The 25,090-nt window shown below is 34.9% G+C and carries 26 protein-coding genes and 1 other annotated feature; of the genes, 22 read left to right on the plus strand and 4 right to left on the minus strand.

Features of this window, described 5'->3' with window-relative positions:
- The first annotated feature begins 11 nt into the window (after nt 1–11).
- Nucleotides 12–98: an IS3 family transposase gene (locus LDK52_RS06415; RefSeq protein ID WP_407081798.1), complete on the plus strand. Its 87-nt coding sequence runs from the start codon at nt 12–14 to the stop codon at nt 96–98.
- A gap of 50 nt (nt 99–148) precedes the next feature.
- Here LDK52_RS06415 and LDK52_RS06420 read toward each other — a convergent pair whose 3' ends face one another.
- Together LDK52_RS06420 and proC are read right to left on the minus strand one after the other, a co-directional pair.
- Nucleotides 149–322, minus strand: a complete 174-nt coding sequence (locus tag LDK52_RS06420; RefSeq protein WP_277585126.1) for a hypothetical protein — start codon at nt 320–322, stop codon at nt 149–151.
- 28 nt (nt 323–350) lie between these two features.
- Nucleotides 351–1,166: a pyrroline-5-carboxylate reductase gene (gene proC, locus LDK52_RS06425; RefSeq protein ID WP_277585127.1), complete on the minus strand. Its 816-nt coding sequence runs from the start codon at nt 1,164–1,166 to the stop codon at nt 351–353.
- Between the two features lie 102 nt (nt 1,167–1,268).
- Nucleotides 1,269–1,483, minus strand: a binding site (T-box leader).
- A 120-nt stretch (nt 1,484–1,603) separates the two neighbouring features.
- Between proC and LDK52_RS06430 the strand changes: the two genes are divergently transcribed.
- Both LDK52_RS06430 and LDK52_RS06435 read left to right on the plus strand, forming a co-directional pair.
- Nucleotides 1,604–2,548: an MBL fold metallo-hydrolase gene (locus LDK52_RS06430; protein WP_277585128.1), complete on the plus strand. Its 945-nt coding sequence runs from the start codon at nt 1,604–1,606 to the stop codon at nt 2,546–2,548.
- On the plus strand, nt 2,535–3,287 hold the full coding sequence (locus tag LDK52_RS06435) for an SDR family NAD(P)-dependent oxidoreductase (protein ID WP_277585129.1): 753 nt from the start codon (nt 2,535–2,537) through the stop codon (nt 3,285–3,287). Before LDK52_RS06430 ends, LDK52_RS06435 begins: the two co-directional genes overlap by 14 nt.
- A 153-nt stretch (nt 3,288–3,440) precedes the next feature.
- Here the strand turns inward: LDK52_RS06435 and LDK52_RS06440 are convergent, their stop codons facing one another.
- Nucleotides 3,441–3,605: an aspartyl-phosphate phosphatase Spo0E family protein gene (locus tag LDK52_RS06440; RefSeq protein ID WP_277585130.1), complete on the minus strand. Its 165-nt coding sequence runs from the start codon at nt 3,603–3,605 to the stop codon at nt 3,441–3,443.
- A gap of 313 nt (nt 3,606–3,918) precedes the next feature.
- Between LDK52_RS06440 and LDK52_RS06445 the strand changes: the two genes are divergently transcribed.
- From LDK52_RS06445 to LDK52_RS06520, 16 genes are all read left to right on the plus strand, one after another.
- Nucleotides 3,919–4,701 carry a phosphotransferase family protein gene (locus LDK52_RS06445; RefSeq protein WP_277585131.1) on the plus strand — a complete coding sequence of 261 codons (783 nt, stop codon included), beginning with the start codon at nt 3,919–3,921 and terminating at the stop codon, nt 4,699–4,701.
- 34 nt (nt 4,702–4,735) lie between these two features.
- Nucleotides 4,736–5,404, plus strand: a complete 669-nt coding sequence (locus LDK52_RS06450; protein WP_277585253.1) for an HAD family hydrolase — start codon at nt 4,736–4,738, stop codon at nt 5,402–5,404.
- Nucleotides 5,401–5,697 carry an antibiotic biosynthesis monooxygenase family protein gene (locus LDK52_RS06455; protein WP_277585132.1) on the plus strand — a complete coding sequence of 99 codons (297 nt, stop codon included), beginning with the start codon at nt 5,401–5,403 and terminating at the stop codon, nt 5,695–5,697. The genes LDK52_RS06450 and LDK52_RS06455 overlap by 4 nt, the downstream gene beginning before the upstream one ends.
- A 145-nt stretch (nt 5,698–5,842) precedes the next feature.
- Nucleotides 5,843–6,643 carry a polyphosphate kinase 2 family protein gene (locus LDK52_RS06460; RefSeq protein WP_277585133.1) on the plus strand — a complete coding sequence of 267 codons (801 nt, stop codon included), beginning with the start codon at nt 5,843–5,845 and terminating at the stop codon, nt 6,641–6,643.
- Between the two features lie 105 nt (nt 6,644–6,748).
- The gene (locus LDK52_RS06465; RefSeq protein ID WP_277585134.1) at nt 6,749–7,957 is read left to right on the plus strand and encodes an argininosuccinate synthase; all 1,209 of its coding nucleotides are present in this window, start codon (nt 6,749–6,751) and stop codon (nt 7,955–7,957) included.
- Nucleotides 7,954–9,327, plus strand: a complete 1,374-nt coding sequence (argH, locus tag LDK52_RS06470; RefSeq protein WP_277585135.1) for an argininosuccinate lyase — start codon at nt 7,954–7,956, stop codon at nt 9,325–9,327. The genes LDK52_RS06465 and argH overlap by 4 nt, the downstream gene beginning before the upstream one ends.
- Before the next feature lie 297 nt (nt 9,328–9,624).
- A complete protein-coding gene (locus LDK52_RS06475; RefSeq protein ID WP_277585136.1) occupies nt 9,625–11,997 on the plus strand; it encodes a glycoside hydrolase family 65 protein in 2,373 nt (790 codons plus the stop codon).
- Nucleotides 11,998–12,064: 67 nt separating this feature from the next.
- Complete coding sequence (locus tag LDK52_RS06480) at nt 12,065–13,327, plus strand: ABC transporter substrate-binding protein (protein WP_277585137.1); 1,263 nt, start codon at nt 12,065–12,067, stop codon at nt 13,325–13,327.
- A gap of 109 nt (nt 13,328–13,436) precedes the next feature.
- On the plus strand, nt 13,437–14,312 hold the full coding sequence (locus tag LDK52_RS06485; protein ID WP_277585138.1) for a carbohydrate ABC transporter permease: 876 nt from the start codon (nt 13,437–13,439) through the stop codon (nt 14,310–14,312).
- Complete coding sequence (locus LDK52_RS06490) at nt 14,312–15,148, plus strand: carbohydrate ABC transporter permease (RefSeq protein WP_277585139.1); 837 nt, start codon at nt 14,312–14,314, stop codon at nt 15,146–15,148. The genes LDK52_RS06485 and LDK52_RS06490 overlap by 1 nt, the downstream gene beginning before the upstream one ends.
- Nucleotides 15,149–15,174: 26 nt before the next feature.
- Nucleotides 15,175–15,879: a YesL family protein gene (locus LDK52_RS06495; protein WP_277585140.1), complete on the plus strand. Its 705-nt coding sequence runs from the start codon at nt 15,175–15,177 to the stop codon at nt 15,877–15,879.
- A 65-nt stretch (nt 15,880–15,944) separates the two neighbouring features.
- Nucleotides 15,945–16,964 (plus strand): LacI family DNA-binding transcriptional regulator, encoded by a 1,020-nt coding sequence (locus LDK52_RS06500; RefSeq protein WP_277585141.1) that lies wholly within the window; start codon nt 15,945–15,947, stop codon nt 16,962–16,964.
- Between the two features lie 52 nt (nt 16,965–17,016).
- Complete coding sequence (gene pgmB, locus LDK52_RS06505) at nt 17,017–17,694, plus strand: beta-phosphoglucomutase (protein ID WP_277585142.1); 678 nt, start codon at nt 17,017–17,019, stop codon at nt 17,692–17,694.
- Nucleotides 17,695–17,705: 11 nt separating this feature from the next.
- The gene (locus tag LDK52_RS06510; RefSeq protein WP_277585143.1) at nt 17,706–19,982 is read left to right on the plus strand and encodes a glycoside hydrolase family 65 protein; all 2,277 of its coding nucleotides are present in this window, start codon (nt 17,706–17,708) and stop codon (nt 19,980–19,982) included.
- A 192-nt stretch (nt 19,983–20,174) separates the two neighbouring features.
- Nucleotides 20,175–21,065, plus strand: coding sequence for a PucR family transcriptional regulator (locus LDK52_RS06515; RefSeq protein WP_277585144.1), 891 nt, complete (start codon nt 20,175–20,177; stop codon nt 21,063–21,065).
- 121 nt (nt 21,066–21,186) lie between these two features.
- Nucleotides 21,187–22,284, plus strand: coding sequence for an ABC transporter ATP-binding protein (locus tag LDK52_RS06520; RefSeq protein ID WP_277585145.1), 1,098 nt, complete (start codon nt 21,187–21,189; stop codon nt 22,282–22,284).
- A 41-nt stretch (nt 22,285–22,325) separates the two neighbouring features.
- On the opposite strand, the gene LDK52_RS06525 is transcribed toward LDK52_RS06520, so the two are convergent.
- Nucleotides 22,326–22,907 carry a YitT family protein gene (locus LDK52_RS06525; protein WP_277585146.1) on the minus strand — a complete coding sequence of 194 codons (582 nt, stop codon included), beginning with the start codon at nt 22,905–22,907 and terminating at the stop codon, nt 22,326–22,328.
- Between the two features lie 250 nt (nt 22,908–23,157).
- Between LDK52_RS06525 and LDK52_RS06530 the strand changes: the two genes are divergently transcribed.
- From LDK52_RS06530 to LDK52_RS06540, 3 genes are all read left to right on the plus strand, one after another.
- Nucleotides 23,158–23,802 carry a CPBP family intramembrane glutamic endopeptidase gene (locus LDK52_RS06530; RefSeq protein ID WP_277585147.1) on the plus strand — a complete coding sequence of 215 codons (645 nt, stop codon included), beginning with the start codon at nt 23,158–23,160 and terminating at the stop codon, nt 23,800–23,802.
- 111 nt (nt 23,803–23,913) lie between these two features.
- Nucleotides 23,914–24,096, plus strand: coding sequence for a DUF6366 family protein (locus tag LDK52_RS06535; RefSeq protein WP_277585148.1), 183 nt, complete (start codon nt 23,914–23,916; stop codon nt 24,094–24,096).
- Between the two features lie 164 nt (nt 24,097–24,260).
- Nucleotides 24,261–24,485: a hypothetical protein gene (locus LDK52_RS06540; protein WP_277585149.1), complete on the plus strand. Its 225-nt coding sequence runs from the start codon at nt 24,261–24,263 to the stop codon at nt 24,483–24,485.
- Nucleotides 24,486–25,090 lie beyond the last annotated feature (605 nt).

Raw genomic sequence — 25,090 nt, forward strand, 5'->3', positions numbered from 1 at the left:
TAGGAAATTATATAGATTATTACAACTCAGAACGAAAGCAATGGGATTTAAAAAAGATGGCTCCGGAAGCATACCGAAACCATCTCATCGCAGTCTAAACTACAAACTCTCTTTTTATTAAGTTGTCTACTTTATAGGGCTCAGTTCATTATGAACTTTCGGACTCTCTTTTTTTCTCTATAATAACTAAACTTACTGTAGCGATAGGTCCTATTATTAAAGATAAGAGGAACCAATTAAGGCCACTTCTATTTTTACCTTGGGCAATCCCGGCATTAAGAAAAGCTAGTGTTCCCCAACCAACAACATATGAGTTTTCCATTCAAAATCAACATCCTTTGCAATTTTTATCAAGTTTCAAATAATTTCCCCAGCTCTCGGGATCTGTTTTGTGCAGCATGGATGCACGCGAAGATAGCTTCACTCACTTTATGCTCTACCAATTGCTCTATGCCTGCTTCTGTTGTGCCACCTGGACTCGTGACTCTTCTACGCAGTTCTTTTGGTTCCACATCTCCTTTTTTTAGCATTTGTGCGGCACCTTCCATCGTCTGTATAAATAATTGACGCGCATCACTCGGATCTAAACCATGCTCAACAGCAGCGGATTCAAACTGTTCAGCGAAATAATAGAAGTAAGCTGGACCACTTCCGGAAAGAGCAGTAACAACATGTAAATCTTCTTCTGCTACGACCTTGACAGAGCCAATCGATTCTAAAAGATCGATGATAAGTAGTTTGGCCTCGTCTGAAATAAGTTCATTCCAGCATAGTGCAGATGCACTCATTCCAACAGCTGCAGATGTATTTGGCATAACACGTGCAATTGGTCTATTACTTAGAGAATTGATAATGGTTTGGATACTGATCCCAGCAATAACGGAAATTATCGTGGCATCTTTGTTTATATAGGCTGCCAGACCAGATAATGCATCGTTTGCGTCTTTTGGTTTCATCGCTAAAAAAATAATATTAGCTTCAGTTAACGCTTTTTTCTGTTCACATACGATTTGTACATTGTACGTTTCTTTTAAATAGTTAAGCTGGTTTTGATCCGATTTATTCATAACATGGATACTTGCAGATGCTATTTTATTTCCCTTCGTTAGTCCATTTATAATAGCTTCTGCCATGGCACCAGCGCCAACAAATACAATCTTCGTCATATAAATCCCTCCATTTAGTAGTCCCAGATTTTCATTAATCTTCAATCAAGTGGAGCAGTATTAAAACGAGAGCAAAATAAAAAAGCGCTCTCATCCTATAATAATAAGGACGAAAACACTTGTTTTCCGCGGTACCACCTAAATTTGCTGAAATAACTTTCAGCACAACTTAACCCTTCGTATCGAGAAGGTACGACCATGTTTACATAGTAGCTCCGAAGTAGGTTCTATATACGAGCGGGAGATGAAACTTACAGCGGGTCATTTCATTCTCTTAACTCCATCATATATGTACTAATCTTCATCTTAGCTTTTATATTCTGAATTAATGAAATTATATGCATCTTATCATAGAAAGTCAACCTTATATTCGTGACGACACCCAAAAATAAGGGTACAATGTAGTGAATGATTATTCATTAATAAGGAGAATTTAAATGATACATAAAATTATTATTCCTACACCTTTTGCTGTGGGGGATGTAAACGCATATTTAGTTAAAGGGGATGCTTTGACCCTAATAGATGCTGGACCTAAAACAAAGGAAGCATTAATAGCATTAACATATGGAATTAAAGAGGCTGGATTTGAACTGAACGATATTGAACAGGTAGTGCTGACACACCATCACCCGGACCACGCCGGGTGGACGGATGCTTTTGAACAAGCAACCATTTTAGGGCACGAATACAATCAAGTTTGGATGACACGTGATGAAGAGTTTCTCCAGTTTCATGATCGTTTTTATCTAAAATGCTTAATAGAAGAAGGGGTACCAGAAGAATATTTAAATTGGATAGAGAAGATGAGGAGACCATTAAGCCTACTTGGAAGTCGCCCTTTAGATACATACTTAAATGAGGGGGATATTTTGCCTGGTCATCCAGATATTCAAGTACTTGAAACATTAGGCCATGCACAAAGCCATTTAGCATTTTGGTCTGAAACTTCGAAAGTTCTTATAGGTGGGGACCTTATTCTGGAAATGATCTCTTCTAACCCATTAATTGAGCCACCGCTAGATCCTAATAAGGAGCGTCCAAAATCGATGTTACAATATAACGCCTCTTTGAAAAAAATTCAACAGCTACCTATTGAAAAAGTTTATAGTGGGCATGGTAATGAAGTGTATAATATTCAGGACCTAGTTACAAGCAGACTGGAAAAACAAAAAGAACGTGCACTTAAAGTACTTGATATGATGAATGACGGAGAAAAAACAATTTTTGAATTAACGAAACAACTATTTCCAAAAGTATATGAAAAGGAACTAGGGTTAACACTTTCTGAAACGATTGGCCAAATAGATTATTTAGTAGATGAAAAACTTATTACGGTAAAACGAAATGAAAAAGGAATTCTGCTATATGAGCAAAGTTAAAAAAATTCTAATAACAGGTGCTACTAGCGGAGTAGGTTTACTACTTGCTAAAACACTGCATGATGCAGGTCATGAAATATGGGCGACTGGTAGAAATACCAATGTATTAAACAGTTTATCTACCATAGGTATCCATACAATTGAAGCAGACTTAACATCAGAACAATCTTTCGAATCACTTTTTAAAGACATGGGTACACCTGATATAGTTATCCACTGTGCTGGTGTGGGCACATTTTCTTATTTATTGGATGTGGATGAAAGTGATATGGAGAAAATGTTACAGGTAAACGTATTGGCACCGATGAAGCTGACGAAATACTTTGCAGAAATGATGAAAAATCGCAGAAGTGGTCACTTTATATTTGTTGCATCCCAGGCAGGTAAAGTAGCTACACCTAAAGCATCTGTGTATGCAGCATCCAAGCATGCCATCCTTGGGTTTGCAAATGCTATCCGAATGGAGCTGAGAGAATTTGGTGTTGATGTGACCACTATTAATCCAGGACCAATTGATACTCCTTTCCTCGATTTAGCTGATCAAACTGGTAATTATAGAAGTAGTATGAAGAAGCATCTGTTGACTCCGGAAAAAGTGGTAGCGTCTATTAAACAAGTAATTGAAAAGCCAGTTCGAGAGGTTAATCTTCCATCTTACATGAGTATTACAAGCAAATTATATGCAATAGCTCCAACAATTGTTGAAACAGTTGGGAAAAAGTATTTTACAAAAAAATAAAATCAGATTAGCGACACATACTGAGCAAAAACCATATACAAATAAAAAGCCGACTTTTCCTCAAAAAAGGAGAAATCGGTTTTTTAATAAGATAAAAGCAAATGTATTTCATTAATGTAGAATGTAAGTAGATACCTATATATTTATTTCCTATTATGAAGCTTTTCGTTGGTATCTATTTAGTAATTGATCTAGCTCTTGACTACAAGTAACGACGACTGGATGAGTAAAGCCAAGAACATTTGCCTTTCTATACATCTCTTGTTTCTTTAATTCTATTCGTAACAATAAAGATCTTTGGTGCAAGTAACTTTTCACAAAATTCCCTCCGTAGTAGTGTGTATTCAGCTCCATATCCTGAGTGTATATCTAGTAGGTTTTGTAGCAACTTCTTTATTGTAATATCAGGAGATGGCAAAGTTTGTCGGATTGTGGAAAATATCCACTTTTCACAAAGTTGTCACATTTAAAAAAATATTTTAAAAATTCAACTATTTCATTGGACATTTCATCGCATTTGATTTCTAGAGAGTTTTTATTTCCAACTATTGAACAAAAAGGATAATAGTAAGCAATGAAGAATAATAACCATTAACTATGAAACCGAAATAGTGAAAAAGAGGTGCAAACGTTGAAAAACACTGAAAATCAGGCTATTCCAGAGCAGTTTCAAGAAAGAATTGGAAATGTTCAAAGGACTTCTTTTCCTAAAAGACAAGGTGCGACTTCTGAGGTGGTATTTCTACATACTGATCAAGGTAACTTTGTCTGCAAATGTTCCTCTTTACCAAAGTATAGAAGCTGGTTGTTAAAGGAAGCAAAAGTTATGGAAGAGTTGAATGTGAATACTGCTTTATCAATACCAACCTACCTTCACTATGTGGAGGACGAAAATAAAAGTTACCTTCTCATGAGTTTGGAACAAGGGATTCCTTTAAGAGAGGCAATGATTGCTGCCAAAACAGATGAGGAAAAAACGAACCTTATTCATAGCTTTGGCACTAAGTTAAGAACTTTACACGAAACTGACCCGCCACCAAAATGGCAGCAACAGGAAAGCTGGTTAGATTTGCAACTTAAAAAGGCTGCATACAATCTAAAAAACTATGAGGTGGATGGAAATCAGCATTTATTAGATAGCTTGAAAGAAAACAAACCGGATAATATAACCCAAACGCTTATTCATGGGGATTTTACAATTGATAATGTACTAGTTACAGAGAATCGAGTTCAAACGTTTATTGACCTGTCTGAGTCTGCTTTTGGTGATCCAAGATATGATGTTGCGCTTGCTATACGGTCCTTTCTATATGATAAGGATTTACTAAATGCTTTTTATGAAGGATATAAGTTACAACGGATTTCAAAAGAAGAATTTGATTACTTTGATGGTGGACTTTACGAATTTTTTTAACAACATAATATATGAAAATGGGGTTTTGAAATTGATTAAAGGAGTTATATTTGATTTTGATGGTTTAATTGTGGACACAGAAACTACTTGGTATGAAGCATTCAAAGAAATTTTTTGGGAAAGTCATGAAATTGACTTGGAGTTAGTAGGGTATTCCGAATGTATTGGAACTGGAAACGATGTTTTATACCGTTACTTCCGAGAAATCGCTGGTAACTCAGTCAATTGTGAATTGCTAGAAGATCTTGCAGCAATAAGATATGAAGACATGATGAAAACACCTGTACTTCGTGAAGGTGTAAAAGAATATTTAGATGAAGCTAAACAAAAAAAATTAAAAATAGCATTAGCTTCAAGTTCATCAAAGGAGTGGGTTCATAATTACTTAGGGCAACTTAACATAATAGATTACTTTGAGATCATCAATACAAAAGATGATGTAAGCAAAATTAAACCTGACCCCGAACTATATAGTAAAACACTTATGGACTTGGGATTGTCACCAAAAGAAACGATAGTATTTGAAGATTCCCTGAACGGATTAAGTGCAGCAAAACAGGCTGGGATTCGCTGTGTCATTGTTCCAAATAATGTTACGAGAAACCTTAAATTTGAGAATTTTGATGATCGAATAGACTCCATGGGGGAAATCACTTTAAGTGAGTTATTACAGCGTATAGAGCGTAAAGGAGCGGTAACATGATATTAGAGGCAGTAATGTTACAAGTTAAACCGGGTTTAGAAGGAAATTATGAGACTACTTTTCGTCAAGCATCAAAAATCATTTCCTCCATGCCAGGTTATATCACTCATGAGTTACAACGTTGTATGGAAGTTAAGGGGAAATATTTACTGCTAGTGAGATGGGAAACACTAGAAGATCATACAGTAGGTTTTAGGGAATCGATCGAGTATCAAGAATGGAAAAAACTCCTTCATCCATACTATGATCCATTTCCAGTTGTCGAATATTTTGAGAACGTACATATATCTTAGAATAGTAAATAGACTTATTTCACTCATATAAATAGAGAGAGTTAAGTCTATTTTTTAGCATTATCATGAAACATAAAGAATAGTTGTAATTATTAAAATAGCAGAAAATTAGGTATACTGATAAAAAACATCGGAGGGATCTAAGTTGATAAAAAGATTACATAATTTAGAAGTAACACATTTTGAGCATTCTAAAAAGGAATATAAAAAAACATTAAAGAAACTTCAATATCATTTATTAAGCTTGCAGCAGACTCTTTTAGAGGAAAAGATTGGACTAATACTTGCCTTTGAAGGAATGGATGCTGCAGGTAAAGGTGGCGCTATTAAACGATTAACGCAGCGCTTAGACCCCAGAGGATATATAGTACATCCCATTTCTGCTCCCCAAGCCCATGAACTGCGTTTTCACTACCTTCAACGGTTTTGGAGAAAACTTCCTCAGCACGGGCAAATAGGTATTTTCGATCGGTCCTGGTATGGAAGAATTTTAGTGGAGCGTGTGGAAAATCTAGCAACTAAAGAGGAATGGAAACGAGCTTTTAAAGAAATAAATCAATTCGAAAAAACCTTATCCGATGAGAATTACATAGTTGTTAAGCATTGGATACATGTTTCAGAGGAAGAACAATTGAAACGGTTTATAGAACGCAAGACTGATCCTTATAAAATGTGGAAGTTGACAGACGAGGACTGGCGAAATCGAGAAAAATATGATCAGTATTTAGAGGTAGCCGAAGATATGTTTGCCAAGACTAATTGTACGGACGCACCTTGGTTTATTGTCCATGGCGACGATAAATTACATGCACGCATAGTTGTTTTACAAAATACTATTCAAGAAATAGAAAACCAGTTAGACAAACGAGGGATTGAATATACACTTATTTCTGATGAAGTAAACGAAAAGAAGGTAGAAGATCAGGAAATACAGGAAGATGAATAAATACTAATAATTATAAATTATTAGTTGTATTAATACATTAATCATGTTACATTATGTATATTAATACTAAATAGCTGTATATAAATTCATTGGAGGGGTAAAAAAATGAACAAAAAAGTTGTTTTAGCATATTCAGGCGGATTAGACACATCAGTTGCAATCACATGGTTAAAAGATGAGGGCTATGATGTTATAGCGGTTTGTCTAGATGTTGGAGAAGGTAAAGATCTTACTTTTATCAAAAACAAAGCACTAGAAGTTGGAGCAATCGAAAGTTATATGATCGATGCAAGAGAAGAGTTTGCCAATGAATATGCATTGATTTCACTTCAAGCACATACATGGTATGAAAATAAATATCCATTAGTTTCTGCTTTATCTCGTCCACTAATCTCTAAAAAATTAGTAGAAATTGCAGAACAAACTGGAGCAACTGCAGTGGCACATGGTTGTACAGGTAAAGGGAATGACCAAGTTCGTTTCGAAGTTTCTATTAAAGCATTAAATCCGGATTTAGAAGTAATTGCACCAGTTCGTGAGTGGAGCTGGAGTCGTGAAGAAGAAATTGCATATGCAAAAGAAAAAAATATTCCGATTCCGATTAATCTAGACAGCCCATTCTCTATCGATCAAAACCTTTGGGGACGTGCAAATGAATGTGGAATTTTGGAAGATCCATGGGCTGCTCCACCGGAAGATGCTTATGATTTAACTGTTTCTTTGGAAAATGCACCTGACACTGCAGATGTAATTGAAATTGAGTTTTTAAAAGGCGTACCTACATCTATAGATGGCGTAGCATATCCATTACATGAATTAATATTAAAATTAAATGATTTAGCTGGAAAACACGGTGTTGGACGTATAGACCACGTGGAAAATCGTTTAGTTGGCATTAAATCACGTGAAGTGTATGAAATTCCTGGGGCGCATACTTTACTCATAGCTCATAAAGAATTAGAAGATATAACATTAGTAAAAGAATTAGCTCACTTTAAACCAGTAATGGAGAAAAAGTTAACAGAACTTATTTACGAAGGACTTTGGTTCTCACCACTTAGAAATGCACTAGAGGCATTCTTAAAAGAAACACAGCAATATGTAAATGGAACAGTTCGTGTAAAATTATTTAAAGGGCATGCAATTGTAGAAGGACGTAAATCTCCTAATTCTCTTTACAATGAGAAATTAGCAACGTATACAAAAGATGATGAATTTAATCACGCTTCTGCTGTAGGATTTATCGAGTTATGGGGTCTTCCTACAATAGTTCACGCAATGGTGAACAAGGGAGCAGAGAAGGTGAAAGCATGACAAAATTATGGGGAGGCAGATTTCAAAAATCTGCCGAACAATGGGTCGATGAATTTGGAGCATCCATCGGGTTCGACCAAACATTAGTAATGGAAGATCTAGATGGAAGTATGGCGCATGTTCAAATGCTTGGGGACTGCAATATACTACCATCTGAAGATGTTCAAAGTATTCTAGGTGGCCTTGTTCAATTAAAAAAACTAGCAACGGAAAACAAATTAGAGTTTTCCGTTGCCAATGAAGATATTCACTTGAACTTAGAAAAAATGTTAATCGATTTAGTCGGGCCAGTTGGTGGTAAGCTGCATACTGGGCGTAGCCGTAACGATCAAGTAGCGACAGATATGCATCTGTTTTTGAAAAATAGAGTAGTTGAAATAATCGAGTTAATAGAACTTTTTCAACAAACAATCATTGCACAAGCTGAAACGCATGTGGAAACACTTGCACCAGGCTACACTCATTTACAGCGTGCGCAACCCATTTCATTTGCTCACCATTTAATGGCATATTTCTGGATGCTAGAACGTGACAAAGATCGTTATAAAGATTCCTTAAAGCGTATTGATATTTCACCACTTGGAGCAGGTGCACTTGCAGGGACAACCTTCCCGATAGATCGCAAGCTATCAGCAGAGTATCTTGGCTTTGCCAATGTCTATGCAAATAGTATGGATGCAGTTAGTGACCGTGATTTTATCGTGGAATTTTTAAGTAATTCTTCCATGTTGATGGCTCATTTATCCCGATTTGCCGAAGAAATAATTTTATGGTCTAGTGCTGAATTTAATTTTATTGAACTGGATGATTCTTTTTCAACTGGTTCTAGTATTATGCCCCAAAAGAAAAACCCTGATATGGCCGAGCTAATTCGTGGGAAAACAGGCCGTGTTTATGGAAATCTTATGGGATTACTAACCGTGATTAAGGGACTTCCACTTGCTTACAACAAAGATATGCAAGAAGACAAAGAAGGTATGTTCGATACTGTGCATACAATCGTTGGATCATTGAAAATTTTTGAAGGAATGGTTCGTACAATGGATGTTCATACAGAACGATTGTATGATACTGTCCATAAAGACTTTTCAAATGCAACAGAGCTTGCTGACTATTTAGCTGCAAAAGGACTTCCGTTCCGTGAAGCACATGAAGTAACTGGTAAATTAGTATTCCTATGTATTCAACGTGGCTATTTCTTGCTAGATTTACCACTGGAGGATCTCCAGGAAGCAAACAGTTTGATCGAGTCAGATATATACGATGTATTATCACCATTAGCCGCAGTAAGAAGAAGAAATTCGCTAGGTGGAACTGGTTTCGATCAAGTAAACATTCAAATTGCAGAAGCAAAGACGCGATTAGCATAATCTAATAGAACCTGCAGACACTCGTTTTAATACGAAATAGTCTGCAGGTTTTTAAATCACTTCATAAATTGTTCAATAATGGAACGAGTAATCTAATCTTCCACTATAATTAATTGACATTTTAGAATTTTATATTTATAGTTGGAGATGTAAAGGCTTACATTTTATTATCTACTACTAAAACGTTTTTGAAGAATGTTCATAATGACTTCTCCATAAAACGTTTTTATTTTTTTATAAAACTAAAACGTTTTCGTAACTTTATACATAGACTTTCGGAAAGGGGATTTTAGTCACATGATAAATTATTCGCATGGTAAAGGAGATCTTGAAAATTGGATTATTTCGGAAGAGGCATTTCAACCAGATACACTTGGGAAAAGTGAAGCAATTATGTACCTTGGTAATGGTTATATGGGATTGCGCTCCGCGACTGAAGAACCTTATATGAAAGAAGTAAGGAATTTGTTTGTTAGTGGTACTTTTAACAAAGCAGAAGAAAATGAAGTAACAGAATTGCCAAACTTAGCGGATGTAACGAGGTTAGATATACGGGTAGACGGTGACCGATTCAGCCTGGAATTTGGAAAAACAAAGGAATATATAAAACAATTAAATATTAAAACAGCAGAGTTGAGAAGATATTTTGTGTGGACATCTCCAAAAGGAAAAGTACTGCAGTTTGAATTTAAACGATTTGTGTCTTTAAATAATTTACATTTAATAGGCATGAAAATGTGTGTTAAAAGCTTATCAGATCCTGTTCAAATTTCTTTTGATACTGGTATTGATGCACAAATGAGTAATTCAGGCTCGCAGCATTTTCTAGAAGGTGAGCGGAGAATTTTTGATAAAAAGGAAATTCTGCTTGTCCAAACAACCAATGAGTCCAAAATAGATGTGGTTATTAATTCGACTCACAAAATTACGGTTAATAATGTGGAAAGAATCGATGAACCAGAAATGAACATGACCCGTAGAAAAGTATGGCTTACTTATGATTTTAATCTTCAGCCGAACGACAAGCTGGAAGTGGAAAAGCTTACAACAGTATATACGAGTCGTGATAAAGACCAAGATAATGCAGGATATACAATTGAGCAGCTTCGAGAAAAATCATTAAATGATTTACGGAATTGTTCGATGCAAGGATATGATTCACTGTTTCATTCACATAAAGAAGCATGGAATAAGAGCATATGGAATTCATATGCATTAGAGATTGATAGTGAAAATCCGTATGATCAGCTTGCATTGCGATTCTCCCAATATCATTTAACGATTATGGCTCCCGCCCATGATGAGCGAATGGGAATTGCTGCAAAAGGTTTAAGTGGAGAAGGCTATAAGGGGCATTCTTTTTGGGATACAGAAATTTTTATACTTCCATTTTTCACTTTTTCCAATCCAAAAGTTGCAAAATCACTTTTAACTTATCGCTATTATGTTCTAGAAGGCGCTAGAAAAAAGGCCTTTGAAAATGGATATAGTGGGGCCATGTATCCTTGGGAGTCGGCTTGGCCAACTGACGGAGAAGTAACTCCTAAACTTGGGGACATCGATATTGTTACAGGAGAGCAAACGAGAATTTGGTCGGGATTTATTGAACAACATATTTCTGCTGATATTGCCTTTGCAGTTTACCAATACTTTAATGTGACAGCTGATCAAGAATTTATGAATCACTATGGTTATGAAATGATTTTTGAAACGGCAAGTTTCTGGGCAAGTCGTCTTGAGTGGAATGAAGTTAAGCAAGAATACCATATTAATAATGTAATAGGTCCTGATGAATATAAAGAGCATGTAAACAACAATGCTTTTACGAATTATATGGCTTTTTTCAACTTGAAACTAGCAATTCGCTATTACGTTACATTAATGAAAGAAAACTCCAGTTTAATAGAAAAATTGACTATAAAATTAGATTTGGAAACAGCTTACCAAACTTGGCAAACGAAAGCAGAGAAAATATATTTACCACAGCCGCGTGAAGAAGATTTAGTAATTCCTCAAGATGATACTTACTTAAGTTTAAAAGAAATTGACCTGACAAAATATAAAAAACAAGAAAAACTAAGAACAATATATCGAGACTATAATCCAGAACAGATTAATAACCTTCAAGTTACGAAACAAGCAGATACGTTACTTTTGTTTTACCTGTTACAGCAAACTTTTTTACAGGAAGATATTCATCTATCAACTTCTATTAAAGAGGCCAACTTCTATTATTATGAGGCGAAAACCTTACATGATTCTTCGTTAAGTTTGGCAACCCACTCTATTCTAGCAAATGACATAGGTGACACAGAGTTAGCTTATTCGCTATTTAGGAAATCTACAGAAGTAGATTTAGGACCACGAATGAACACATCAGATGATGGTATTCACGCGGCATCTACCGGTGGAATTTGGAAAGCAACCATCTTTGGCTTTGCTGGATTGAGACTCGTAGATGGGAAGCTTCGTATAAATCCGAAATTACCAAAACAGTGGAATCATATGAAGTTCACGATTTATTGGCAAGGTCAACCAATTACCTTATTCCTTACTGCTACTACTTTATCTATAAAAGTAGAAAACAAGAAAAAAATAGAATTTGAGATATATGGTCAACACTATGAGTGTGATGATGTATTAAAAATAGATTTTGAATACCAAAACTAGGTAGTTATAAAATGATTTTTCATTTTATTCACTATAGAAATTCAAATCGTAGGGGGAGGAATTTAATATGAAGTTTCAAAAAAGAACACGGAGTAGTCTATTTATTATCGCTTTGTTATTGCTTTTAGCAGCTTGTAGTGACAGTGATGAAGGGTCAACAGGGAAAGAAAGTAATGGGGATAGTGATAAAGCTTCAACTCAAAAAATTACTATTTTCCAAAGTAAAGTGGAAATATCCGATCAATTAGAAGCGCTAGCAGAGGAATATACTTCTGAAACTGGTGTTGAAGTGGAAGTATGGGGAACAACAGGAGATGATTACTTTGAACAATTGCAAATTCGTTTGAATAGTGATCAAGGTCCATCTATATTCAGTCTTCAAAATGTAATGGAAGCTGAAAAAATGAAATCTTATGTAGCCGATTTATCTTCGGAAGGATATGCAAAAGACATTGCTCCAGGAATGGAATTAAAGGTAGATGACAAAATTGTCGGAGTTCCTTATGGAGTAGAAGGATTTGGATTAGTTTATAACAAAGATTTAGTGAAACCGGAAGATATTGCAGATTATGATTCTTTTGTTAGCACTTTAGAAAAGTTTAAAGCTGACGGTATTACTGGACTTGGCCTATCTAAGGAAGCATATTTCTTAATTGGGCATATTAGTAACTATCCATTTTCTTTGCAAAGCGACCACTATGAATTTATCGATAAGCTAACAAGTGGTGATGTAACAATGGCAGAAACGAAAGAATTTCAAGAGTTCGGTAAATTTATGGAAGCTATAAAAGTAAACACACCAAGTCCTTTAGATGTGACATATGACAAAGAAGTTGGTGACTTTGCCGCTGGAAAATCAGCAATGATTCATCAGGGTAACTGGGCTTATGGGATGCTTTCAGATTTTGATATAGATTTTGAAGTAGGAATGCTGCCATTCCCATTGATGGGTACTGATAAATTAGCAGTTGGTGTAGGAAATAACTGGGCAGTCAATGGGAAAAAAGATGAAGCGGAAACGAAAGCAGCAAAAGACTTTTTAAATTGGATGTTTACAAGTGAAACAGGTCACAGATACATTGTAGAGGAATTTGGATTTGTTCCTGCGCTTACAAATATCGAAGCTAATGACTTAGATTCACTTTCTCAAGACGTATTAAACGCATCCAATAGTGGGCAGACAATTCCTTGGGCACAAAATTATTACCCAGCGAATATTGTTCCAAATGATTTTGCTCCAAAAGCAGAAGAATTCTTTTTAACTAAAGATATGACTGGCCAAGAATTTATAGAAAACTTAGATGATGCTTGGAAAAACGCTGTAAAATAGTTTAATTTCACTACGAAGATAGATTAATAAAGTCTGGGCATACATTTTATGGGTGCCCAGTAGTTACTTATTCAATCCATTTATAAACTATTAAATAGGAGTGTTTGACATGCAAAATAAACATAATAAAGGCTGGTATTTATTATTTACTGCACCGCTAATTATTATTTTCTTGACAGTAGTAGTCATTCCATTTGTTATTGGAATATATTATTCCTTCTTTAGTTGGGATGGTATTGCAGCTAATCCAAAAGTGTTTGTTGGCTTTGATAATTTTATCAAATTATTTAGTGATACACGTTTTCTTGAATCTACATGGAAGACGACTTTCTTCACCATATTAGCCGTTATTTCCGTAAATGTAGTTGGCCTTGTTTTTGCACTCTTGGTGACATCAAAACTTAGAACGTCAAATATTGCACGTACGATGGTGTTTATGCCCTACTTGATCGGCGGATTAATATTAGGATATATTTGGCAGTTTATTTTCTTAGATGTTTTTACATTAATAGGGGAAGTAACTGGTTTTGAAAAAGTCTTTTTTAATTGGCTAATCGATATGGATTTTGCCTTATATGCTTTGGTTTTCGTTTTTACTTGGCAAATGGCAGGATATATTATGATTATTTATATCGCAGGGATACAAAGTATACCTAACGAAGTAATGGAAGCATCCATGATTGATGGTGCAAGTTGGTGGCAAAGGTTAAAAAATATTACCTTCCCTTTGTTAATGCCTGCTTTTACGATTAGCTTATTTTTAACGCTTTCCTCAGCATTTAAAATCTACGATGTCAACCTATCTTTAACGGGTGGGGGACCTGCAAATTCTACTGAAATGTTTGCGATGAACATTTATAATGAAATTTTTGGTTATGGTAATTATGGCTATGGTCAGGCTAAGGCAATCATCTTCTTCTTCATAGTAGCTGGAATCACTCTGACGCAAGTTTATATTACGAAAAAGAGGGAGGTAGAATTGTAATGAAAAAGTTTTATAAAATTTTAAAAGAGTTTTTACTACTTATTGCAGCGCTTTTCTTTCTATCTCCCGTTTATATAATTATTGTCAATTCATTTAAAGATCGACAGGAATTATATGAAAATGTTTTAGCACTTCCGAAAGAATTCAGTTTCCAATATTATATAGAAGCAATGGATAAAATGAATTTTATGACTGCACTTGGTAATTCATTATATATAACTATTCTTTCTGTTCTAATAATAGTTATATTATCTTCTATGACCGCTTGGATGCTAGCTAGAACAGATAATAAGTTAAGTAAAATTATTTTTATGGTTTTCATTGCAACGATGCTCATTCCTTTTCAAACATTAATGATGCCTTTAATGCAATTCATGAGCACTATAACTAATTCCTTACATATTCCAATGATTAATACACGAGAAGGGTTAATATTTATGCATATTGGTTTTAGTGCCAGTATTTCAGTCTTCTTATACCATGGATTTGTTAAGTCTATACCGATTACTTTAGAGGAAGCAGCTACAATCGATGGTGCATCGAAGTTTGGGGTTTTCTGGCGAGTTATTTTTCCGATTTTAAAACCAATCACTGTGACAGTAATGATTTTAAATGTTATTAATATATGGAATGATTATTTACTGCCTTCGTTAACACTGACTGATAAGGGGCTTCGAACAATTCCACTTTCTACTTTTTATTTCTTTGGTGAATTTACGATTCAGTGGAACTTAGCGATGGCTGGCTTGATGCTAACAATCATTCCTGTTGTAATTTTCTATATACTTGCACAAAAACATATTATTAAAGGTATTGGGGAAGGGGCTGTAAAATAGAATTTATTTCTGTAGGAGGTTAGAAAATGCGAGAGTTTTCAGGTTTTACAGGAGTACTTTATAGTACAACAGAATGGATTATGCGATTTTCTGTTGTGAACATTTTATGGTTTACGATCAATCTTCCTATTGTGATCATTTTATTAAGTTTATACGTTAATAACTTTAGTATGGAGTTTGTAATTTACTTTGTACCTTTACTACTACTAATCCCTCTATTATTTGTCCCAAGCACGATGGGGTTGTTTGCAATGGCGCGTGATTGGGTGATGAAGTTAGATCATCCATCTCTAACGAGAGCGTATTTTTCTCATATGAAATCTAATTACAAAAAAAGTGTTTTGGCTGGTATAATTTTGACCTTCATATGGCTAATTTGGATAATCGATTTCTACTTTTTTAGAAATCAAAGTGATTTGTTGTTAATTGTATTTTCAATTGTGGGACTTGTGTTATTTGTATGTACTATTAACTTTTTTTCACTGCATGTGCATTTTCATATGAACATTCGAGAAATGCTAAAGAACACATTTTTTATAACGTTTGGAAGTCCTTTATTATTCTTGGGAATACTACTTAGCAATGGAATATTATTTTACTTAAGTGCTACCAAGCTTATTTTTCTTCTCCCACTTTTTACGGGATCATTAAGTGCTTATGTAGCTTTTGCTTTATTTTATAGTTTTTCATTGAAGATACAAGAAAAAGCTCTAACCAATAAAAGTACTTAAATATTGGAGATTTGGATAGTTATAAGAATTTTTTACTTATTAAATTTAGGAAGTGATCTATAGAAGTGACTACTATAAAAGATGTTGCAAAAGAGGCTGGAGTATCGGTAAGTATTGTTTCAAAAGCCTTTAACAATTATACGGACGTTAATGAAAAAACAAGGCAAAGAATTTTCGAGATTGCCAACCGAATGGGCTATACTCCAAATATAATAGCTAAAAATTTATCTTCCAAAAAACAAATGACTATCGGCCTGATTTCATCTGGTGTTCTTAACAATAGTGAAAAAGATAATAATGCCTTTAATATATTCAAGGGAGTATATACAGCTGTTTCGACCAGTCAGTTTGAATTGTCCATTTACTTAATAGATTCACAGCGTCAGAAGAAAAAGAGCTATGCCCAGTATTGTCGAGAACGAAATATTGGCGGTGCACTGTTACAGGGAATACGTATAGACGATCCATACTATATGGAACTAATTGATACTAACATCCCTTGTGTGGTTCTCGACATTATACCTGCAACAAATAATGGGTTAGTTGGAAGTGTTTCTATTGATAACGTAAAAGCTAGCAACGAAATTGCCTTGTATTTAATTGAAAATAATCATCGAGATATTGCTTTGGTAGCAGGTAGAAAAGAAACCTATGTGAACTCAGAGCGGATTAAGGGAGTTCGAGAAGCATATAAGGACTATAGCTTAGAGCTAAACACTGATGAGATTATGTATGCTGATTTTTCAGAGCAAGAAGCATATGAACTAGCAAGAGAATATTTGAAAACTAAGCGTCCTACTGCTTTTCTTTGTTTTAGCGACCTAATGGCATTTGGAGTAATGAAGGCAGTTAAGGAAATTGGTTTGAAAATCCCAGACGATATATCTATTACTGGATTTGATGATCTGGTATTTAGTAGTTACACAGACCCACAACTCACGACAATTGGCCAAGATTTTTTTGAAATTGGAAAAATGGCAGCGCAATTGCTCCAAGACTTAATGGAAAATAGACTAGATCACAAACATGTAAATGTGGAACATCGATTAATACAACGGGGAAGTGTCAACACGCTTTCACCTTAGTTAGTACTTTCCCATTTTGTCTAATAATTTTTCTTAGAAAGGACAGGATTTAATGTCTCAGTACCCAAAAGCCTTTATATATGATTTGGATGGCGTCATTACGGATACGGCAGAGTTTCACTATTTAGCATGGAAGAAACTCGCAGAGGAACTTGGTATCTCATTTGATAGACAGTTTAATGAAAAACTTAAAGGAATTAGCCGAATGGAGTCTCTTGAACTAATTCTACAATTGAATGATTCATTGTTAAAGATGAGTAGTGAGGAAAAAGTAAGACTAGCAAGTAAAAAAAATGAATTTTATTTGGCATTAGCAGAATCCATAAACGAAGAAAATATTTTGCCAGGAATTGAAGATTTACTAAAGGACAATAAAGAACAAAATATTAAAATTGCACTTGGTTCAGCAAGTGAAAATGCTAGAAATGTAGTAGAAAAACTTGCACTCACTAGTTACTTTGACTATATTGTGGATGCGTCGAAGGTTTCAAAGGGAAAACCGGATCCTGAAACGTTCACAACTGCTGCAGATTACTTTGGTATTCCTTATGCGGAGTGCATTGGAATTGAAGATGCAGCTGCTGGTATAGAAGCTATAAACAAAGCCAATATGTTCTCAGTTGGTGTTGGTTCCCATGAGCATCTATCTCAGGCTGACTATTTAGTTGAAGATACTTCCAAGTTAGATTTTGAAGAAATAATGAAGAAATACAGCGATAAAAACAGCTGAGGTGAAATTTAATGACTTGGAAATTAACTAAATCAGAAATAGATAACCAAAGCCTTCTATTAGATGAAAGTCTTTTGTCTATAGGGAATGGTTATCTGGGTGTTAGAGGAAATTTTGAAGAGGGCTATAAAAGTACATATAGCTCTATTCGAGGTACATATATTAATGCTTTTCATGATGAAACGGAAATTAACTATGGGGAGAAACTTCATGCATTTCCAGAAATACAACAGAAAATTTTGAATGTTATTGATGCTCAAAGGATAAATATTTATTTTGATGATGAACAATTTTCTTTATTTGAAGGGGAAGTACTTCAATTAGAACGAAATTTACATATGGATGCAGGCTATGTTGATCGGATTATCCATTGGAAATCTGCTAAAGGCAAAGAGGTCAAAATTCATTTTAAAAGAGTTATTTCATTTGTAACGAAAGAATTGTTTGCGATAGAAGTCAAGATAGTACCATTAAACAATATTCAAATCGTAAAAATTGTTTCGATAGTCGATGGCAATGTTTCGAACTTTGTGGATAAAAATGACCCTAGAGTTGCTTCAGGTCATGCTAGAAGACTGCATATTGCAGAAGTTCGAAAGGAAAAAAAATTAAGCATTGTTAAAAACATTACGTATGCAACGAAGCTAGAAGTTGCATGTGTTACGTCTTCTAGCATAGATATAGCTGCATATGAATATGCGAGTAAAATAACTGATAGTAGTGTGGAAGAGACCTATGTATGCAATGGTAATGAGCCTATTCAATTTACAAAATATAATGTGTATACAGACACATTAAGGCATGGGGATGCCATTATTGACAAGGCTCTAGCTATTCAACAACAGTTAAAAGATACATCTTTTGACGAGCTTTTATTAGAACAAAAAGATTACCTCAATAACTTTTGGCATCATGCCGATGTAAAAATCGGTGGAGATGTTGCCTTGCAAGAGGGAATTCGTTTTAACCTATATCAGCTGTTACAATCGGTTGGTAAAGACCCGGTAAGCAATATTGCAGCAAAAGGATTATCGGGAGAGGGATATGAAGGGCATTATTTTTGGGATACTGAGATTTATATATTTCCAGTTTTCTTAATGACGAATCCAGAAATGGCGAAAAACTTATTAGTGCAAAGATATTCTATTTTGGATAGTGCTAAGTCAAGAGCGAAGGAAATGGGACATAAAAAAGGCGCATTATTTCCGTGGAGAACGATCACTGGTCCTGAAAGTTCAGCATTCTTCCCGGCAGGTACAGCACAGTATCACATAAGTGCAGATATAGCCTATAGTTATATTCAGTATTATTTAGTAACACAAGATGAAGCATTTTTAAAGGATTATATGGCCGAACTTCTATTTGAAACTGCTCGTCTATGGGTTGATGTAGGGCATATGAAAGATGGACTTTTTAGAATTGATAGTGTAACTGGACCAGACGAATATACTTGTATTGTAAATAACAATTACTATACAAATGTCATGGCTAAACATAATTTACTATGGGCTGTGAAGGCATATAATCTTTTGAAAGAAAAGGATAGCAAGTTACTAAACCAATTGAGCGATAAACTAAATTTATCTGAACTAGAATTGAGCGAGTGGACAGATGCAGGTGAGAAGATGTACCTTCCATATGATGAACAGTACAAAATCAATGCACAGGATGATAGTTTTTTACAAAAAGATCTTTGGGATTTAGAAAATACGCCACCAGATAAATTCCCACTTTTACTGAATTATCATCCCTTAACTCTTTATAGATATCAAGTCTGTAAACAAGCAGATACAGTTCTTGCACATTTCTTATTGGAAGATGAACAGGACTTTGAAACGATGAATAACTCCTATAATTACTACGAACAAATTACAACACATGATTCTTCCTTGTCTTCCTGTATATTTAGTGTGATGGCTTCCAAATTAGGGGATAAAGCGAAAGCTTATGAATATTTTAGAAAAACTGCGCGATTAGATTTGGAAAATACACATGGCAATACAAAAGACGGGCTTCACATGGCGAATATGGGAGGGACTTGGCTAGCGATTGTTTATGGTTTTGCTGGTTTAAGAGTAAAAGAGAGAGGTCTTTCACTGGCACCTTCTCTTCCTGATCATTGGGATTCACTTGAGTTTCATCTGCAATATCAAAATAGAACTTTAAATATCAAAATGGAAAGAAGTATAGTAACCTATTCACTAATAAAAGGGAATAATTTAACCATTTCTCATAAGGGAAAATCTATTGACCTTAAAATTGGAGAAAATATAGAGATGGCGATATGAAAATCTTTATAAATGGAAAAGAAGCCCTTGGTGTACTAAACTGTAGACTCTCAGATTTATTGAGCTGTCTACAGTTTTTTTATAGTCTATCTCTGGTTTCATTAATAGGAATTTAATTGTATAGTTATGGTAATAGTTATAGAAAAACTCTAGGATACATAGGTAATAATTCTATCGAAAGCAGGTTTTATAGTGATTGAACAATTAAAGGAAATCTACTCGACTTTAATAGTATATAAGGACGGTTCGGATCAGTTAGGCTTAGATTATAAATGGTTTGCTACAGACAATGGGGAAATCATCGGAATACGGAATGATGAACTGACTTCCAGGGATGTTTCATTATTAACTACTTTTCTTTCTCCGTATAAGGTGAAGTTCCCTACACCAACTGAAGCAGAAAGAAACTGGAGGAAAGTTATCTTTTCTGCAGATTTGATCGAAGAGAAGGATTGGAAACCGAGTAACCCATTCCGGTTCGTTTATTTTTCATTTAATATAAATCAAATAGAACCACTCTTGTTTAAAGATGCCATAGAGGCCCTTTTTGATAAGCAAGTTTCTATTTTATGGGAGAGTGAACACGAAGGTTTTATCATAGAGCAGCAAATGTTGGAAGAGGAAAGTATTTCGTTTGAGCAGATAATTGATATTTTAATGAGTGATTTATATGTAAAGATAAACTTTTTTGTTGGACCATACATAAAGGATATGGTGAATCTTACACTTCACTACATTTCGTTGACTAATGTGGCCAAACGCGTTTTCCTTTATACGAACAAGTCGGTAGTGACGTATGTAGAGGCTATCCCTTTCATACTAACAAAGCAGACCGAGGCAGAATTACGAATAGATATTTCTAAAACTATATTGCAAGAGTACATACACGACGAAGAAACGATTAAGATGATCGAGACTTTTTTCCGATGTAACTTAAATCTTTCAGAGACAGCAAAAGTGCTCCATTTGCACCGAAACAGTCTGCAATATCGATTAGATCGGTTCGTTGATAAGACTGGGATCGATATACGCCAATTCCATCATGCAATGACAGTATCCTTGGCGTTAATAGCTAGAAAATGATAATTAGTAAATATTCACTAAGTTCTGCCATAACTTTGTGCACTATTCCCATTTCTTGAAAATTAAAAATATAGTATTCTATTAATAATGAAAGCACTTACATATTCAAGGGGGAAATAGGATGGCTGAACTTAAATTAGTGAATATTAAAAAGGTATATGACAATAACGTTGTTTCTGTACAAAACTTTAATTTAGAAATAAGAGATAAAGAATTTTTAGTATTAGTTGGTCCATCTGGTTGTGGTAAATCAACGGCATTACGTATGATTGCTGGATTAGAGGAGATTACTTCTGGGGATTTATATATCGGAGATAAACGAGTAAACGACGTGCCTCCAAAGGATCGTAATATTGCGATGGTATTCCAAAACTATGCCCTATATCCACATATGGACGTATATAATAATATGGCTTTTGGATTAAAGCTGCGCAAATTTAAAAAAGATGAAATTAAAAAACGAGTAGATAATGCTGCAAAAATTTTAGGATTAGAGAGCTTACTAAATCGTAAGCCAAAAGCTCTATCTGGTGGTCAACGTCAGCGTGTAGCACTTGGAAGAGCAATTGTTCGTGACGCTGAGGTTTTCTTAATGGATGAACCATTATCTAACCTAGATGCAAAACTTCGTGTTCAAATGCGCGCGGAAATTCAGAAGCTTCATAACCGTCTGCAAACTACAACTATTTATGTAACACATGACCAAACAGAGGCAATGACAATGGCTACTAGATTAGTAGTTATGAAAGATGGAATCATTCAACAAGTTGGTGCACCAAAAGACGTATACGACGAGCCAGATAATGTATTTGTCGGTGGATTTATTGGATCTCCAGCTATGAATTTCTTGAATGGTAAATTGATAGGCAATTACTTTATCATGGATGATATCAAATTATTAGTACCTGATGGCAGACTGAAGATTCTTAAAGAGCGAGGGTATGACGGGAAAGATATCATTCTTGGTATTCGCCCAGAGGATATTAATGACGAGCAAGTATTCTTAGACTTTTCTCCTGAAACGAAATTGAGTGCATCTGTAGAGGTTGCAGAATTAATGGGTGCAGAAATTATACTTTATTCGCAAGTGAACAATCAAAACTTTGTTGCTCGTATTGACTCACGTTTCAATATTACTGCGGGGGATACAATCGACTTAGCATTTGATCTTAGTAAGGCACATTTCTTTGATAAGGAAACGGAACTACGTATTAAATAATAACAAGCCGCTAAAGGAATTAATTTCCTTAGCGGTTTTTCTTATGAAACTGGTCGAACATTCCTTGCTAATAAACTCGTTGTAACTCCCACGAAAAAGATTGTAATAATAGACAGAACTAACGTACCCGTAGACAATAAGAACCCTCCAAGTAAGACAACAATAGAATCAATGATAAAGATTAGTATACCTACATTTACTCCCGTTTTAACACTAAGTAATTGTGCTACTAAATCCGTACCACCTGTACTAGTCTTAAACCGTAGCATCAACCCAATACCGAAACCAATAAAAACCCCACCTAAAATAGAGCTATAAATCGCCACAATATGTATAAAACCTACCATTGGCTGTAGTAAATCAATCAAAAAAGAGGAAATAATCATCCCATGCAAACTATTATAGAAATATTCTCGATAATTGAACCATGCAATGATAAAGATTGGAATACTAAACAAAATAATCATTAATCCAGGCTTTAAAGCCCAAAGATAATTTATTATTAGCGCTATCCCAATAATCCCGCCGTCTAATACCTTATATGGTATTAAAAAAAGGTTAATACCTAACGCGATAAAAATACTTCCAACTACTATAACCATGCCTTTTTTCCAAAAATGCATCTTCTCACTCCCAGGGACATCCGTCTATATAGCTTATGAAAAAATGGAAGTGAAAATGAGAAAAAAGATAAACCACGTGAAAGGAATCGTAAAATGTAATTTTGAATAAGTTTAAGAGGGATTTACTAAAAATCATCCGAGAAATTGGTAGAAGAAGGATATTTTTGAAATCATGTAGAAATAGATACGTTAAGGTTTCGCAAAGGATTGGGCAATAGATAGAAAAATTTAATAGGCAGGAGAGTTAAAGTTGGCTAATATAAAAAAATTGTGTTTAATTGCAATGATAGCTATGACTGTTGTTTCATTTGGTAATCTTTTTGGATTTAGTATTGCTGGGATATCTGTAATTATCTGTATTGTATTTTTCTTTATTATTAGTAGCTTGGGAAAAAAATATTCTGATGACACTGGGTTAAATACAAAGGAAATTGGAACGAGTCTAAAAGATAAAAAAATTTATTTGTGGATTGTTTTACCACTGATTTTAAATGTTGTTTGTATTGTATTGGCAAAATTATTTTTGCCCGAATACATAGAACATCTTTCTGGAAGAACGGGGTTTGTTGTTTCCCTAGATAAGATAGTATTTCTCGCTTTTCAACTTGCTATTCTAGCATTGGGTGAAGAAATTGCCTGGAGGGCTTTTTTTCAAAAGCAATTGGGTAAAGCACTACCAATAATACCTACTTTAATCGTTACATCTATAATATTTGCATTTGGTCACAGTGTGCTGGGGAGTAATGTTATAGTCGCTTATGATATTTTCTTTATTTTTATAAATAGCATTATATATGGTGTGATATTTTATAAAACAAACAACGCGTGGATAAGTGCTATTTCGCATTTTATTGCTAATTTATTTACTATTATTGGAATATCATTTTTGTTGTGATTAAACTTTTTATTTTTTATTTTTCATGCTTATAGTGCTAATACTTCAGATTAGTTGAGTTGGTGAAGAAAAATTTCATTTTATTAAAATCCTAAAAAAATGGGGAGTTCAATGTCCGAGGAAGAAAGAGATAGGTTAAAAGCTAAAGAACAACGAAAAAACCCTGGTGGTGCTTTAAACAATGCTTGGGCTCAAGCCCATACAGGAGCACCTAGTAGTGGGTGTTTAGTAAATATTGGTTCGATTATAATAATTGTAGTATTTATTCTTCTGATAAGAGCGTGCTCAAATTGACCATTAATATTGTAGTAACAGGTGCTTTACTTCAAAAAGTAGTAAGGCCTTTTTTCTTGTTCACCTAGAGACGCACTTGAGCAAGGAGGTATTATTGGAAGGATGTCGAAGTACTTGTCTATCAGTGAATTTCGAATAATTAGCTTAAGGGGGGTCAAATATGTATGAATAAGAAGAATTATATTCTTTACTTTTTTACTGGCATAATCGTTGGAATGTTTCTTGTGATTCCGCTTGTAGAAGGGCTTGGTTTGCCATCATTTACAAACGTCCTAGTCAATTTATTTGGTGAGCCTAATGAAGCAAATAAAATAATTGTGCCTCTGCTTTTACTTTTGATTATTTTCTTGATAGTTCTTTTTCCTTTTAGAAAATATAAGAAAACATAATGATATCAACTTGTTTATGATTTACGGTTGATTTAGTTAAAGATTATTGATTTTTTAAAAGATAAGAAAGTATATAAAAATACAGCATGAACACTGGTTTTACAGAACTTTTAAGAATGCATAATACTACTGATTTCCGTTACATGTGGACGCTTTCCGCGGGCGAGGCCGAGCCTCCTCGTACGCTGCGCTGCCTGCGTGGTCTCGACTTTCTCGCTGTTCCCGCTGGAGTCGCCACATTTCACTACAATCAATTAAATGAGTAGTACTCCACTAGTAGATCTGCATAGCCTATCGCTTTGATGATAAGCGTATTCAAAGTTACTAGAGGGGTAAAACGGACTCTTGAGTTAGGGGTAGTATTATATAAAGTGGACCTAGTTGTTTGAGCGCAGAGCGGCGACTCCAGTGGGAACAGCGCGAGCTGAAGACCCTGGACTGAGCATCGCGAGGGAAGCGGCTGAAGCCGTGCCCACGGAAAGCGTCCGCTCGTAGCGGAAATCAACGGCATATCTACGTTTTTATTTTTAGAGGACCGGGCGTCTTTTTGCCTGGTTTTTCTTATATCAGATCTTTTTTCTTATTGAACTAAAAGGGCAGGAAGG

It is taken from the genome of Psychrobacillus antarcticus, from assembly GCF_029533155.1.
GTDB classification, from domain to species: Bacteria; Bacillota; Bacilli; order Bacillales_A; family Planococcaceae; genus Psychrobacillus; species Psychrobacillus antarcticus.